10 protein-coding genes are annotated in these 16,860 nt (G+C 39.3%); 9 read left to right on the forward strand and 1 reads right to left on the reverse strand.

All coding sequences use genetic code 11. The features are described from left to right. Window positions 1-39: 39 nt before the first annotated feature. Window positions 40-1,389: an alpha-L-fucosidase gene (locus GM418_RS15425; RefSeq protein WP_158867869.1), complete on the reverse strand. Its 1,350-nt coding sequence runs from the start codon at window positions 1,387-1,389 to the stop codon at window positions 40-42. A gap of 158 nt (window positions 1,390-1,547) precedes the next feature. Between GM418_RS15425 and GM418_RS15430 the strand changes: the two genes are divergently transcribed. The 9 genes from GM418_RS15430 (at window position 1,548) to GM418_RS15470 (ending at window position 16,831) form a co-directional block, all read left to right on the forward strand. Further along, window positions 1,548-2,117: an RNA polymerase sigma-70 factor gene (locus GM418_RS15430; RefSeq protein ID WP_158867871.1), complete on the forward strand. Its 570-nt coding sequence runs from the start codon at window positions 1,548-1,550 to the stop codon at window positions 2,115-2,117. Between the two features lie 64 nt (window positions 2,118-2,181). Further along, window positions 2,182-3,189, forward strand: a complete 1,008-nt coding sequence (locus tag GM418_RS15435) for a FecR family protein (protein ID WP_158867873.1) — start codon at window positions 2,182-2,184, stop codon at window positions 3,187-3,189. A 157-nt stretch (window positions 3,190-3,346) separates the two neighbouring features. After that, window positions 3,347-6,622: a SusC/RagA family TonB-linked outer membrane protein gene (locus GM418_RS15440; protein ID WP_158867875.1), complete on the forward strand. Its 3,276-nt coding sequence runs from the start codon at window positions 3,347-3,349 to the stop codon at window positions 6,620-6,622. A 12-nt stretch (window positions 6,623-6,634) separates the two neighbouring features. Beyond that, on the forward strand, window positions 6,635-8,137 hold the full coding sequence (locus GM418_RS15445; protein WP_158867877.1) for a RagB/SusD family nutrient uptake outer membrane protein: 1,503 nt from the start codon (window positions 6,635-6,637) through the stop codon (window positions 8,135-8,137). Window positions 8,138-8,401: 264 nt separating this feature from the next. Beyond that, a complete protein-coding gene (locus GM418_RS15450; protein WP_217447485.1) occupies window positions 8,402-9,829 on the forward strand; it encodes a sulfatase family protein in 1,428 nt (475 codons plus the stop codon). Between the two features lie 75 nt (window positions 9,830-9,904). Next, window positions 9,905-11,350 (forward strand): arylsulfatase, encoded by a 1,446-nt coding sequence (locus GM418_RS15455; protein ID WP_158867879.1) that lies wholly within the window; start codon window positions 9,905-9,907, stop codon window positions 11,348-11,350. 67 nt (window positions 11,351-11,417) lie between these two features. Beyond that, window positions 11,418-13,958 carry a glycoside hydrolase family 2 TIM barrel-domain containing protein gene (locus GM418_RS15460; protein ID WP_158867881.1) on the forward strand — a complete coding sequence of 847 codons (2,541 nt, stop codon included), beginning with the start codon at window positions 11,418-11,420 and terminating at the stop codon, window positions 13,956-13,958. Between the two features lie 69 nt (window positions 13,959-14,027). Then, window positions 14,028-15,914 carry a sulfatase-like hydrolase/transferase gene (locus tag GM418_RS15465; RefSeq protein ID WP_158867883.1) on the forward strand — a complete coding sequence of 629 codons (1,887 nt, stop codon included), beginning with the start codon at window positions 14,028-14,030 and terminating at the stop codon, window positions 15,912-15,914. A 332-nt stretch (window positions 15,915-16,246) separates the two neighbouring features. Then, window positions 16,247-16,831, forward strand: a complete 585-nt coding sequence (locus GM418_RS15470; RefSeq protein WP_158867885.1) for an RNA polymerase sigma-70 factor — start codon at window positions 16,247-16,249, stop codon at window positions 16,829-16,831. Window positions 16,832-16,860: the final 29 nt, after the last annotated feature.

A 16,860-nucleotide genomic window follows, 5' to 3' on the forward strand; every position in this document is an offset into this window, starting at 1 on the left:
GTATTCAATTTAATTAACGCCTGGTTCTGCAAAAGATTTTTAGTAACAGTTTATTTCTTTAATTAACGGTGTTCCGAAGGCACGAGTAATTTCGATCTTAATCCCGGTTGTAATCAGGTTTGGTGTTTTTTCAATTCGTTTGTGTCCGATACAACTCCCCTCACTTATTTGTTTCCAATTCTCTTCTTGTTTCACAAAAAGTTTATAATCTCTGATTCGTTCTCCCTTCGATATGTCTTCTTCTATTACCACATAGTTTATTTTTTGTGGCGATGGAAAATTTACAGTAAAAATGTTTCCTTTTCCCCCGGTACGCCCCAGTGACTCCGCAAACTGGCTTTTTAATTCGTTTCCAAATTCAGCCAGCCTTGTAACGTCAGCATCCGGAACGAGCCCTCTGTCGTCGACTACTATACCAAGTAACATGTTGGTATTTCTTCCTACCGATTGAATATAGCGTTCCATTAAATCATTTACACTCCTTAAGGTAGAGTCCTCTCCTTCGTGCCAGAACCAGCCTCCCTGAAACGCATGTTCCCGCAACGGAAAATCTGCTTCTCCCGGACACCAGAACGCGCCATCGGGGTTGCCATTTAATCCTTTTATCTGAATCAATCCGGTAGCTGATGTGGTGGAATCGGCCCTTGCCCAGCAGGGATAGGGAGCCACACCATTTTCATTTCCAACCCAGCGTATATTGTTGGTAAAACCATAGGGCCCCTGAAAGGCGATGGCATTGGGCTGGTATTTTTCCAGCAATGAAAGCATCTCAATCCCTCCTTTGTCAGGAGGTAAAACACCGCCATCAAACCATATTTCAAATAAATCTCCGTATTGCGTCCAAAGTTCGGTGAGTTGTGTTTTTACAATTTCGTTATACTTTTTTTGCTCATCTGAATCGCCGGACAAAACCAGGCCCGGATTGTCGACATGACAATAAGCATTTGCAGAAGCGCTGGCGTAAATCCCCGGCTTCACTCCATATTTTTTGCAGGAGGCGATAAAATCTTTTACAACGTCGCCTTCTCCGTTCTTCCAGGGTGAACTTTTTACACTATATTCGTGAGCTTTTGTTGGCCAAAGACTAAAACCACTGCAATGTTTGGCCACCAGCACTGCGTAGGTTGCCCCTGCCGATTTAGCCGCTTTTATCCATTGATCCGTATCGAGTTGTTTTGGATTAAATACCGACGGATTGGGTTGATGGTCTCTGGTTTCACGCCATTTATATTCCGGCTCAAATACCTGGACGTCGAGGTGAAATAATGCACCTATTTCTGCATCTGACCATTCGAGGTGGGATTTTGCAGGAAGAATTTGTTTTTGAGAGCTGTTGCAGGAAATAAGAATTACTGCTACAGCTAAAAAAAATAATAGTTTTGAATACATAAAGCAAGCTTTCTTTTTTAGAATAAAACCGGATTTATTTTGTCAATTAATTCATGTCTGATTTTTTGGAAATTATCAATTTCAAATGGCTACAATTTAAATAAAATATTATATAGCTTTGACATTTTTATTTTAAAGAATGAGCTGCAAACCTAAAGATGAAGGATAAAACCGATGCGAAAATATTATCCGGAATCAGAAGAGGGGATTCAAAATCTTTTGATTTACTGTTTGATAATTACTATGACAGGCTCTGTAATTACGTAACTTCAATAATTCAAAACAATGAAGCAGCTGAAGATATTATACAGGATTTGTTTGCAAATATGTGGGTAAATCGCAAAAGATTGTCTGTCCAGGTGTCTTTAAAATCGTATCTGTTTCGTTCCTCTTATAATGCAAGTCTCGATTATTTAAAGCATTTAAAAGTTGAAAATCGATATCAAACCGGTATTTCAGAACAATTTCCTCCTTCATTTAACGACAGTTTAGAGTTTTTGGAATTACTTGAATCAATGGAAGAGAGTATTGAGCAGTTGCCGGAACAATGCAAAGTAATATTTAAGCTTAGTCGGTTTGAGCAGTTAAAATACCGCGAAATTGCCGAAAAACTTTCTGTTTCAGAAAATACTGTTGATACTCAAATTCGCCGGGCGTTAAAAAAATTACGGGAGGATTTTAAAGACTATCTGGCACTTCTTCTGATATTTCTGCGAATATTTTTTTAAAAAAAGGATCTTCCTTGTCACGGAAGAATTTTTTTCAGTCGTCATATAAATAGCTTAGAAAATTATGAACAAAAACGATTTCAATAATAAAGACTTTTTTGCTAAAGTTTTAAGCGGGAATGCTACGGAACAAGAGCAGAAAAAGTTTGAAAAATGGCTTTCGTTGTCGGAAGGTAACCGAAGCGAATTTGAGTTGTATCAAAAGTTATGGAAATCGTTACCCTTTTTTAAACGGAGAGACCTGAACTCAGCAAAGTTAAAAACACATCTTAAAATAATTGAGAAACAAAAACGCGAAAGGAGTTTCTTTTACTATTGGCAGAAAGCTGCGGCAGTGTTGCTGATTCCAGTATTGATTGCTGCCAGCTATTTTTATTTCGACAAAGATAAACCAACTAAATCTAATGTAGCCACATTAGAAACAATTCAAACGCCATACGGAGCAAGAACTTCTTTCGCGCTTCCTGATGGTTCCGTTGTTTGGTTAAATGCGGGGAGCAAGGTTGCTTATCCTCATGAATTTTCAGATACCCGGGAAGTGGAACTATCCGGAGAAATGTATCTGGAGGTTAAAAAAAGTAACGCTCCGTTTATTGTTAAAACAAAATATGGAAACGTAGAGGTTTTAGGTACAAAATTTAATGTTTGTGCATACAATGATGAACCTTTTCAAACGACACTTATCGAGGGTAACGTTGCTCTTAAATCAAAAGAATCAGGTAAACAGTTTGTTCTGTCTCCAGGTCTTCAGGCTGTATTGGAGAATGGGATTTTTAACGCCGACACTGTAGATGTTGCCTCTTATATTTCCTGGAAAGACGGGAAAATGGAATTCAGACGCGAACCATTTGAACTTGTTGCGAAAAGACTTGAAAGATGGTTTAATGTATCGATAGAACTAAAAGGAGAACAAATTAAAAACCTTTGGTATACCGGGACCATAGAAATGGAATCGTTTAGCGAGGTGCTGGAATTAATCAAAAATACTACACCTATCGAATATTCATTTAATTCGAAAACGCGAGTTTTAACTATTGAAAGTAAAATTTTAAAAGAAGAAATGCCTATGTAACAATGAATAAAAAAAAGAGATGGAAAGGGCAAGTTCCCATCTCTTAAAAATTATTTGATTTTAACCAATAGAAGTAAAAACCAAAACATTTAAAATTATGAAAAAAAATGAATGTAAGCATGGTTTCGAACCTTGTTTATATAGAATATTGTTAAAAATGAAACTAACAGTACTAACTATTCTGCTAACAGTATTAGGAACCTGGGCAAAAGATTCCTACTCTCAATCTGCCAGAATTTCCCTTGATCTTGAAAACACTTCGATAGAAGAGGTATTAAATAAAATAGAAGAGGAAAGTGAATTCAGGTTTTTTTACAACGCCACAATAAACGTAGACAAAAAGGTATCTGCAAAGTTTGAAAACAGATCAATTACAGTTATTCTGGATGAAATCTTGAACGAAGCCGGGATTGACTATAAAGTTATAGGCAGGCAGATTACTCTTTTTCCCAGCGAACCCAAAACGCAAACTACCTTTCAGCAAACGTCTTTGTCGGGAAAAGTCACTGATTCAGAAGGAGTCCCACTACCTGGTGTAACCGTTATTTTTAAGGGGACCACCAATGGAACTGTTACCAACCCCGACGGGCAATACACACTCAGCAGTATTCCGGAGAATGCCATTCTTCTGTTTTCTTTTGTTGGTATGAAAACACAGGAAATTCCTGTTGGGAATCAGACCAATATTAATGTTGTAATGCAGGAAGATGCTATCGGAATTGGCGAAGTTGTTGCCATTGGATACGGAACACAGAAAAAGGCCGATTTAACGGGGGCCGTTGCAAATATGAAAGCTGAAGATCTCAACATTGAAAGTAACACAAATATCGTTCGGGCTCTTCAAGGTAAAATTGCGGGGGTGGAAATTGTTTCTACAGGTGGCGACCCCGGGAATAGTTCAAGTGTTATGATTCGTGGTGTTGGTACCTTTAATAACAACACGCCTTTGTATATTGTCGATGGAATGTACATGGATAACATTAATTTTTTGAATCCTAACGACATCGAATCAATCGATGTGCTCAAAGATGCATCATCTGCAGCTATTTACGGTTCAAGAGCAGCCAACGGAGTTATTATTGTAACCACAAAAAGCGGTTCGGATACTTCCGGGACACCTACTTTTACAGCATCGGCAAATCTTGGATTTCAGGATGCAACAAAAAAAATAGATGTACTAAATGCTGATGAGTGGATTAATATTAGTACGATTTCAAGAGAGGCAGCTGGCTATTCTGCTCTTGATATGGCTCTAAATCCGCAGGCTGATGTCGATTGGCAGGACGAACTGATGAGAACCGGATTGATGCAGAATTATAATCTGTCGGCACAGGGAGGGAGTAAAAACTTTAAGTACTATGTTGGCGGAGGTTATACAAATCAGGACGGGATTATTATTAATACGGATTATGAACGTATGAATATCCAGGTTAAAACCGAGTTTAAAAAAGGGATTGTAACCATCGGTGAAAACCTTTTGGTATCGTACGAGCAAACAAGCCCCGTTACGCGTTCGGTAACCAGGGCAGGAGGTATTGTAGGAGCAATGTTAAACTCAATACCAACATACAGTATTTATAACGAAGATAATGACGGTGGGTATAACGGACCATGGGGGGATGCAATTACCTGGGCTAATCCTTTGGGAATTATAAATTTGCAAAGGGCTGAGAGGGAAAACACCAAGACATATGTAAATACGTATATGATGGTTGACCTCCCGTTTAATTTTCAATATAAATTAAATGTGAATGCCGATTTAAGGGGGAATTACAATTACAACTTCACCCCTCATTATGAAATGGGTTTAGTTTCAAGTGCTTATAATCAAATGACAGAAAGCCGCGGGCAAACTAAAAATACCCTGGTTGAAAATCTGTTGACTTTTGACAAAACGTTTGGAGACCATAAATTAACTGTTTTAGGCGGTTACACTTTTCAGCAAAGTAAATACCGGTTAGTAAGTGCGGGAGGTTCATACATGGCTGACGGAATTACCGTGGTTGATGCTGCCACTGAAACAAACGGGGGAAGCAATGAAACGGTTACAGCACTAACATCGATTTTGGGACGTGTTTTTTATTCTTATAAAAATAAATACTTGCTTAGTGCAACAATCCGCAGAGATGGTTCTTCAAAATTTTTGAAAAATAAACGATACGGGAATTTCCCTTCATTTTCTTTAGGATGGAATATTAGCGAAGAAAATTTCCTGAAAGATTTCAAGCCGTTATATCAGCTGAAATTGAGAGCTGGTTATGGGGTTCTTGGAAACCAGGAGGTTGGTAACTATTTGTATTCTTCCGATGTAACCTCCAATATTAATTACCTGATTGATGGAACAACCATGTGGAATGGATCTTTTCCAAAGATTTTTGCTTCACCGTCTATCAAATGGGAGAATACCGAAATGACAAATATTGGATTAGATGTGGCCTTTTTTAATAATCAATTAACAGGAACGGTTGAATACTACGTTAAAAACACTACTGATATTTTGTTAAATGTTCCAATCCCAATTTCAACAGGTGCAGGTAACGATCCATTAAAAAATGCAGGACAAATCAGAAACAAAGGTCTCGAGATTATGGCAGGCTGGAACGATTTTGTTTCTGAGGATCTGAGTTACTCACTCAACTTTGTTGCAAGTACTGTAAATAACGAGGTTGTGAAAATGGGGACAGGTGACCAGGTAATCTGGAGCGGAACGCCCAACCAATCGGGTGCCAATACTACAAAGTCACTGCAAGGATACCCAATTGGAGGATTCTGGTTAATTGAAACCGATGGTTTGTTTCAGTCGCAGGCAGAAGTGGATGCGCACAGTAAAGATGGTGTATTGATTCAACCCAACGCCAAACCCGGAGATATTCGTTTTAAAGATGCCAACGGCGATGGTAAAATTAATGACGACGATCGTGTTTACAAAGGTTCCCCATTCCCTGAATTTACCTTAGGTTTTAACGGTTCGGTTAACTGGAAAAACTTTGATTTATCTCTGGGATTACAATCGAGTTTTGGTGCGAAAATATACAATTCGATGCGTCCCGATCTTGAAGATGTAAGTAAAGGGACGAACTATTCAAGTGCGACACTGAATGCCTGGAGTGAAGACAATACAAATACTTCTTTCCCAAGGTTGATTTGGGGGGATCCAAATCAAAATGCACGAACCGATTCTGACCGTTTTCTTGAAAGTGGCGATTATCTGCGTATTACAAACCTGCAGTTCGGATACAATATTCCTCAATCGATAGTGCCGTATTTCGAAACAGCAAGAATATATGTTAATGCTGACAATTTGTACACATTTACAAATTACTCAGGTTTTACACCCGATGTGAATAGTTCAAGTGCCTTGGAACGCGGTGTTGACCGATACAGTTATCCGTTGCCACGGACAATAACAATAGGGGTAAATGTTTCATTTTAAAATCTAAAAATCATGAAAATAAAAATAATATTGCCATTTCTAGTTTTATTTATTTTTTCGGGATGCGAATCTTATCTCGATCAGGTAAATCCAAACAAAATTACTACGGAGACTTTTTTTCAGACTGAAAGTGATTTTACACAGGCTTTGGCGGCAACCTATACTCCGTTAAGAAATCCAAACGGAGGATATTATAATGTGAGATCAATAGAAATAAGAAACTACAGGGGCGATGATGTTGTTGTGAGAAACGACACAGAAGACCAGTACCAGACTTATCTTTTTATCAACTCACCCAATAATGATTTTGTTGCAAGACTGTTTGAAGAGTGTTATTCTGCAATTTATCGTGCAAATCTGTTGTTGGAAGAGATAGAAAGCAGTGAATTATCAGCTGATTTTGTAAATGAGGTAACTGGCGAAGCTTTGTTTCTGAGAGGAATCAATTATTTCATTCTGGCGAAAGAGTTCAAAGATGTTCCTTTACGCCTCACTGCATCTCAGGCAAACGAAGATTTTCCTTTGGCTAAATCTTCACAGGCCGAGGTTTTTGCACAGGTTGAAAGTGATTTGACAAAGGCTTCTGAATTGCTTCCTGTAGAAGCGTTAAATCAGGGAAGAGCTACCAAAGGTGCTGCGCTGGCATATTTAGGTAAACTCTATATTTATATGGAAAATTGGGACAAGGCAATTTCTACCCTCGAACCCCTAACAAAATCGCCTTACAATTATTCTCTGGTAGACGATTATGCAAAGAACTTTGATTTGGAAACCGAATACAACAGTGAAAGTATTTTTGAGGTTACTTATGAAAAAGTTGGTGCAGCTACAGGCAGATGGGGGGAAGAAAACTCGAATACGATGATGACAAATCCAATCAACCGCATTTTTGCCTGTGGCGACCTGGGTGGCTGGGACATATGCAACTGCTCGCCAAAAATGCTTGATATTTTTACTTCAGAATTGGATAAAGACGGGGATTATGATATTCGGGCAAGAGCTGGTCTGGCCTGGAATTATCCGGGGTGTATTTACTACTTGCAACCTTTTACTGAAGGGGTTAGTTCAAGCAATCAATCAAAGATTTATGTACGTAAATATACCTATGCAAATTATTTCGAGAAGGAAATTGTGCCGGAATCGGAATTGAATGTACGGGCTTATAGGTATGCTAACGTTTTGCTGTTTTTGGCAGAAGCTGAATTAAATACCAACGACAAAACAAAAGCCATTGAATATTTAAACCAAATCCGTGACAGGGCAAATCTTAGTCTGCTTGAAAATTCATCCACAACCGATGAGGTAATGGCCGATATTATAAAACAACGGGCAATTGAATTTTTCTGCGAAGGAGAACGTTTTTACGATTTGCGCAGATGGGGATTGTTAGAAACTGAAATTAGTAACTCATCTGAAGAGAGAGCCGCTAATTTTCAATCAAAATATTCATATTTTCCTATACCAAGTAAAGAAATTCAAACCAATCCGCTTTGCACTCAGGCAGAAGGATGGTAAAATAGGTAGTTTTCAGGAAGTGGTTGTTTTTACAGCCACTTCATATTTTTATAAAAAGCTTAAATCCTTTTTTAATAACCAGGGTTTTTCGTTAAATAAATTTCATATTTGCCAGGGGTAAAAAGGGTTTTCTGTCTCTGGAATCTTTTAAAAGGCAGCCCAAAATAATAAGGAATTAAATTTTCATTAGATATGAAAAGTGGCATGTTTCTTTTTTTCATAATACTCCTATTAATAGGTAGTAGTTGCCGGGAAAAGGAAAAATTGGAGAAACGACAACAACCAAATATCATCTGGCTAATGGCTGAAGATATTAGTCTAGATCTGGAATGCTACGGAATGAAGGGCGTGAAGACTCCAGCGTTGAACAAAATGGCGCAGGAGGGAGTAATGTTTACCAATGCGTTTTGCACCAATTCAATATGCTCTCCCAGTCGTTCAGCGATGATGACAGGTGTTCACCAGTTAAAAATTAATGCCCAGCACCATCGTAGCAACAGGGATGTGGTACTTCCTGAACCATACAAACCTTTTACTTATTGGCTTCGTGAAGCGGGTTACACGTGTATTCTTGGGCATCATGGAGTGATGAAAAAAGGGAGAAAAATCGATGTAAATTTTAAATTTGAACAAACAGGCCCGTGGGACGGAAAAAACAGATTTGGGATTTTTGATAAACTGGACACCTTTGAGGTTTCTGACCAACCATTTTTTGCACAAATACAATTGGTGGCAACCCACCGTGGAGAATGGTGGGACAAAGTACGCGAAGAATCTGCGCATCCGGTTAATCCTGATTCCGTTGAATTACCTCCGTATTTTGCTGATGATCCGGTTATCCGGCTTGACTGGGCTAAATATCTGGATCAGATGGAATACATCGACAATGAAGTGGCTATGATTTTTGCGGAGTTGGAAGAGAAAGGAATGGCTGAGAATACGATTGTAATATTTATTGGCGATAATGGAAGGTGTAATGTCTTAGGTAAGGGATATCTCCATGATCCGGGGATACACATTCCGCTTATTGTGAAATGGCCAAAAGGACTGAGTGAAGGACAAGTGAGAACTGATGTTGTAAGCAGCACTGATATTACCGCCACCATTCTTGATGTTGCAGGGGCAGAAATGCCAGAATACCTTACCGGAAAATCCTTTCTGAAAAATGATTTTAAACGCGATGAGGTGTATGCAGCACGCGATCTCTGGGATGAAATCATGGAGAAATCGAGATGTGTTACCAACGGCAAATGGGAATACATTAGAAACGATAAACCCGAAATTCCTTATGATGCGCATCAGGCCTACCTGGAGTTTTATCGTCCGGCGGTGCATGTAATGCGTGCGCTTAATGCAGAAAATAAGTTAAATAAGGCACAGGCTTTTTTCTTTCAGAAAAGTAAACCACAGGAAGAGCTGTATAATTTGGAAAATGATCCCTTTGAATTAATAAATCTGGCAGAAGATCCATCTTATAAATCTATATTGGATTCGATGCGGATAAAAACACAAAAGTACGATCACCAAATGGAGCCTGTCAATAGCGTATTTCATCCTGTTCATCCGGAATCTGTTGATGTTCTCAATTGGGTAAAAAAGGAAAAACCGGTGCTCTATGAGGAAATGCGCAATGGCGTGGAAATAGGTTTTAGCACGCTGGCGGGGGAATATTCCCGGGAGAAATCAAAATAGTGGCAGGGGCTGCATAAAAGAAAAATAAATACAGATTATTAAAAATATTTAGCTGTTTAAAATAAGAAGGAAATCATGAAAGTAGTGTTGTTTTTTTTAGTGGTATTGTTATTTGCAGGGAGTAGCTGCCAGAGACAGAGTCAAACTGAAGAATTGCAAAAGCCAAATATCGTCTACATTCTGGCCGATGATTTGGGCTACGGCGATTTGGGTTGTTACGGTCAAAGCCGTTTTCAAACGCCCAATCTCGATAAAATGGCGGGTGAAGGAATGTTGTTTACCCAGCATTATGCCGGTTGTACGGTTTGCGCCCCTTCGCGTTCGTCGCTGATGACAGGTCAAACTACCGGACATACTCCAATTCGTGGAAATAAAGAGTGGCAGCCCGAAGGACAATGGCCCATGTCCGATTCAACCTTTACAATGGCGGAAATGCTTAAAGAGGCGGGATATGTTACCGGCGGGTTTGGTAAATGGGGACTGGGGTATCCTGGTTCAGAAGGTGACGCCAACATGCAGGGCTTTGATGAATTTTACGGTTACAACTGCCAACGAATGGCGCACAATTATTACCCTTCGCACTTGTGGAACAACCAGGAAAAGATAATTATGCAGGAAAATACCGGGGCAAACCTATCCGAGTATGCTGCAGATTCGATTCATCAACATGCATTACAGTTTATCGAAAAAAATAAAGACAAGCCATTTTTTCTTTATTACCCTTCAACCATTCCTCATGCCGAGTTATTGCTCCCTGAAAAATATATGAAAGAATATAAAGGCAAGCTACTTCCCGAGAAAAGTTTTAAAGGAGCCGAACCGGGCGATCCCGGATTTAGAAATGGTTCTTACGGAACACAACCACAGGGACATGCTGCTTTTGCTGCGATGGTTGGTCTGCTCGATAAACAGGTTGGGGAAGTACTTGCCAAACTGAAAGATCTTGGATTGGACGACAATACCATCGTAATATTTAGCTCCGATAACGGCCCGCATCTGGAAGGAGGTGCCGATCCGGATTATTTTAACAGTAACGGGCCGCTAAAAGGTTACAAACGTGATGTATATGAAGGTGGAATCCGTGAACCCATGATTGCCTGGTGGCCCGGGAAAATTAAACCCGGAACAAAAAGCGACCATATTTCAGCTTTCTGGGATGTGATGCCAACGGCAGCTGAACTGGCCGGAATTAAAGCACCTGACAATATTGATGGGATTTCATTTCTTCCTACACTGTTAAGTGAAAGCGGGCAAAAAGAACACGACTATTTATACTGGGAATTTCATGAAAAAGGTGGTCGGAAAGCTTTACGGAAAGGCAATTGGAAACTGGTACAAAACAATGTACTGGATCCCAAAAAGAAAACAACTGAATTGTACGACCTTTCAACAGATATTGGCGAGGAACACAATGTGGCAGATGAACATCCTGAGATTGTAAAAGAACTTCTGGAACTGATAAAATCTGCACGAACTGAATCGGAAGTGTTTACTTTTCAATCACCCACAATTATTAAGTAATTTGGAATTGAAACCGTTAACGCCGGCTTTTTCTATTTTTAAGATATAAAATCAACTAAATGTAAAAATGAGACTGCAAAAATCACTATTCTGGTTGTTCCTGACTCCCCTGTTTTTATGGGCTTGTGAAAAACAGCCGGAGATAATTCCTTCGCCTCAGAAAATCGATTTCGACTGGCAATTTTATTTGGGGGATATTGAAAATGGCGAATTGCCGGAAACCAAAACTGAAAACTGGCGGGTACTGGATATTCCTCACGATTGGAGTATCGAAGGAGAATACAGTCAGGAAAATGGGAGTGATTGGCAGTCGGGCTTTCTCCCTGCCGGAATTGGCTGGTACCGGAAAACATTAATCTGGTCGCCCGAATGGGAAAAGAAACAGGTGAAAATTTATTTTGAAGGCATTTACATGAACAGCGATGTTTGGATTAATGGTCACCATCTTGGTCACCGGCCCAATGGTTATGTGGGTTTTGAATATGATTTGACCAGTTATCTGAAAAAAGGAGAAAATATTATTGCCGTAAAAGTAGATCATTCCAAACCCTTGTCGGGCCGTTGGTACACCGGTTCCGGAATTTACAGGCATGTTTGGTTAAAAATTAAGGATCCTGTTCATATTGCAAATTGGGGTGTACGTGTTACGATGCCCGATGTCACCAGCGGGCAATCGGTTTATAATGCTTTTGTTAACATCGTAAATGAAGGGAATAGTAGAAAAACAATGGAGCTTAAGTTAACATTGTTTGATAAAGAAGGAAATGAAGTTTCGGGCATAACAAGCGAATTTAAACCAGCAGAAAAAGGAGACAATATTATTGAATTGAGTGGAATTCTTAAAAATCCACATCTTTGGTCGCCGGAAAATCCGTATTTGTATGAATTAAAAACAGAATTGTACCAGGGAGGAAAGTTGAAGGATGAAAACATTCAAAAAATAGGTTTCCGAAAATTGGAGTTTGATCCGGATTCAGGTTTTAAATTAAACGGGAAAGTCACAAAATTAAAAGGAGTCTGTGATCATCATACGGCAGGAGCTGTAGGAGCTGCGGTTCCCGACGATGTTTGGCTGTACCGCTTAAAACTATTGAAAGAGATGGGATGTAACGCCATACGCACTTCACACAATCCTTTTTCTACTTCATTTTATGACATTTGCGACAGCCTCGGGCTGATGGTTATGAATGAATTCACCGATGGCTGGGAAACAGAAAAAGCAGCTTCCGATTACGGACTTTATTTTGAAGAATGGTGGAAAACAGATGCTGCCGATTTTATTAAGCGCGACCGGAATCATCCTTCTGTAATTATGTGGAGCATCGGAAATGAGGTAAGAAAGCCTACCCGGGAAACTCAAAAACAACTGGTGGATTTTTTTCATCAGTGTGATCCAACACGACCGGTAACACAGGGAGGTATCGATCCAACCCGCAATATGAAAGGAGATAATTTACCCTCCCTTTTGGATGTAAAAGGATTCAATGGGGATGGTGAGGAAAAAAATGTACTGGAAGATTTTCATTCCCGTGAGCCCGATATTCCGGTGGTTTGTACAGAAGTTCCACATACCTACCAAACCCGTGGTGTATATCGCACAACAACACAGTGGCGGCGGCGCGATTTCCCTGCGATGTGGGAAAAACAAAGCTGGGACGGAACCATGCGTGGGCTGGAAAAACGAATTTATCCCATCCCTGATTTGGCAAAAAATGAAGTTTTTCCTGAAGAAAAATGTTTAACATGGTATAAAAATGACGAAGCATTCCCTCTTCAAATTACAAAAAAGTATGAACCTTATTTATATTATCAATCATCTTACGATAATGCATCAGTTCGTAGCAGTGCCAGAAAAGCCTGGCAGCGTACACGCGATCTTGATTTTGTAATGGGCCAGTTCCGTTGGGGAAGTTTTGATTACCTTGGCGAAACAAACGACTGGCCAAGCCGATTTGCGAATTTTGGGGTAATCGATATTTGCGGTTTTCCAAAAGACCACTTCTTTTTGTATCAGAGTATGTGGACAGAAGAACCCATGGTGCACATTCTTCCGCACTGGACACATCCCGGGAAAGAGGGAATAAAAATCCCGGTGGTAGTATATACCAATTGCGATGAAGTGGAACTTTTTCTGAACGGAAAATCCCTCGGAACGCAGAAATATAAAGATGAGCAACTGGTTTGGATGGTTCCATACACGCCGGGAACAATAAATGCTGTTGCCAAACGGGATGGAAAAATTGTTGCAGAAAAAGAACAAATTACGTCTGGCAAAGCGGCAGGAATTAAACTTTCGGCAGATAGAACAAAACTTCACGCGAACCGGACAGATGTTGTTTTTATCAGCGCGGAAATAACAGATAAAAACGGTATTTTTTGCCCAATGGCAAATAACAAGATTGAATTCGAGATTGACGGACCTGCAAAAATTATTGGTATCGATAACGGAGATCCAATCGATCTTTCAAACTATAAAACGAACAAACGAAGGGCGTTCAGAGGAAAAGTAATGTTGTTGTTACAGTCAACAGGTAAAACAGGTTTAGTTAAAATAAAAGCACATTCAGAAACAATAAAATCGGAAACGATAGCAATAGAAATTCTTTAGCTAAAAAACAAAAATGGACAGTTAAGATAAAAACGACTTTGATGAATAACAGCCAATAAAATTACAATTATGAGATATGTTTTTTTTACTATAATTTTTATGAGCTTTCTGTTTTGTTCTCATTCAGAAGCACAGGAAGAAAGGCCAAATATTCTTTGGATATCGCATGAAGATTTGAGTCCCATTTATGGGTGTTATGGCGATGAATATGCCAGTACACCCCATATCGACAAACTGGCAAAATCGGGGATTATTTTTTCCCGTGCTTTTTCCAATGCGCCGATTTGCGCCCCTGCCCGGACAACATTAATTACGGGAATGTATGCACCTTCTTTGGGAACTCAGAATTTACGTTCAGATATCCCTGTTCCTGAAGACATGAAAATATTGCCGGAAGTTCTTAGGGGCGCCGGTTACTACACTTCAAACAACGTAAAAACAGACTACAACTTTAGTTTTGAAGGGCGGTGGGACGATTGCAGCAAAACAGCCCATTGGCGAAACAGACCGGAAGGAAAACCGTTTTTCAGCGTTTTTAATTTTATGATTACCCATGAAGGGCCGATTAATGCTTTGCGTAGTGAGGACACAGCGCAATTGAAAGAACATCACGATCCGGACAAGGCAAAGTTGCCTCCTTATCTTCCTGACAGTCCGAAAATGAGAAAAATCTGGGCACACATGTACGATTTACTTTCTGTTTTCGATAACGATGTTGCTCATCTGTTGGAACAGTTAAAAGAAGACGGATTGCTGGACAACACCATAATTTTTGTTTTTTCTGATCACGGACATGGTCTTCCGGGGCACAAGCGCTGGCTGGACAATTCGGGCCTGCAGGTACCTTTTGTCCTTCATGTGCCGGAAAAATACAAGTACCTGGTTTCTAATATTAATACGCCAAAAACGGATCAGATAGTAGGCTTTGTAGATTTTGCACCAACGGTAATCTCTCTTGCCGGAGCACAAGTGCCGGAGATGATGGAAGGTAAAAACTTTTTGGGGGAGAAAAGTCAATCAAAAAAATATACATATGGCTACCGCGACAGGGCGGATGATTGTTATGACATGTCTCGTTCGGTATGTGATGGCCGGTATATTTATGTCAGGAATTTTATGCCACAGATGCCCTATTTTCAAAATGCAATTATTTTTCATAAAGCGGGGAGTTATGAAGAAATACACCGGCTTGAGAAATTGGGGCAGTTGCCTGAAGGCACCCAAAAGATGCTCCGGCGGAAACCCGCGGAACAATTGTTTGATATTAAAAATGATCCTTTTGAACAAAATAACTTAATTAACAAAAATGATTTACAGGATGTGGTTGCCAATTTAAGTGAAAAGCTGAACAGCTGGATGTTGAAACATCATGATACCGGTTTGTTTAATGAAGGTGAAATGATGCAAAGAGCAAAAAAATCTCATACCAGCGTTTTTGAAATGGCACGGGATTGCTCGGATCAGGAATTTGCAAGGATTCTGGAAGCGGCTCAAAAAGTTGGTAAAATAGAAGACGTTAAAGAATTAATTCCTTATCTAAAAGATGAAGACAGTGCAGTTCGCTACTGGGCAGTAGTTGCGCTCGATGCTTTCGAAGGAGATATTTCTGCGGCAGATGACATCCTTACTTCTTTACTTGATGATAATGCTGAAAGTGTGGCAATAAAAGCAGCCGAATTAAAAATTAAAAGGCAGAACGATAAAAAAGCTTTGGATACCCTGGCAAAAATGTTAAAGCTCGATTTTGAACCGATGGTTTTACAGGCAGCCATCAGTACAAGGTTGATTGGAGACAGGGCGGCCCCTTTAATCCCCGAAATTCAAAATGAAATTATGCCCCGTTATTCCGGAGAGGTTTGGGGGCGATACAAAAACTGGTTATATCCTATGTTTATTGGTATGGCCCTCGATCAAACTCAAATAAATTGTGGTTATGAAATTAAAATAAATAAGTAACCTCAAGAATATTGAATATAATTTTTTGAAAACGAACACTTTCAAATCCAACTAAATTTAATATCAGAGCTTATTGTATTTTTCAGTAAGCTCTTTTTTTTATGATTTTATCTTTTGTCGCAAAATTGTTAGTTTTTTGCTGAGGATTTTGTTAGAGTATAGTATTTATTGCCTTTCTGCAGCGATTTGGTTTTCTATAAAAGTGTAATTAACAGACTTTTTCATTTTGTGATAAAGTTTCAGAAGATGGTTTAAAACAGAGGGTTTTGTACTATTTTTAGGCATCTAATTATTTTTAAATTTGTACCATTGTATTTCATAACATAGTATTGATGTCGAAAACTACTAACTATCCTGACAATTTTTTGTTAGCTGAACTTCGGAATGGAGAAGAAAGGGCATTCGATTTTATTTTTAGGAAATACTATAAAGCGCTCTGTGCACAGGCAGTTGCTTATGTTTCAGACCTTGATATTGCACAAAGCCAGGTTCAGGAATGTTTTATTAAATTGTGGGAAAAACGCAGTAATGCAGCAAAAATCGAAAACATTGCATCGTATCTGTCTTTAATGGTCAGAAATCAATGTATCGACTATTTAAGAAAATCAAAATCAATAGCGAACCTACACCAAAAGACCGGAGTTGAAAATGTACAGAACACTACCGGAGATACAGTTTTATACCACGAATTTGAAGAAAAGTTGATAATAGCGTTGGCATCGTTACCAGAAAGAAGCAGAGAAGCCTTTGAATACAGCCGCTTTGAAGGCCTTTCATATACCCAGATAGCCGAAAGAATGGGAATTTCTGTAAAGGCTGTTGAGGGGTTGATGTCGAGGGCATTGAAAGTGTTACGTGTTGAATTAAAAGATTATCTCCCAATTGTTATAATACTTTATAAATTAACCCATTTGTAAAAAAATTGCTTTTTGACATAGGGTATTAT

The sequence above is a fragment of the Maribellus comscasis genome (assembly GCF_009762775.1).
Taxonomy (GTDB): domain Bacteria; phylum Bacteroidota; class Bacteroidia; order Bacteroidales; family Prolixibacteraceae; genus Draconibacterium; species Draconibacterium comscasis.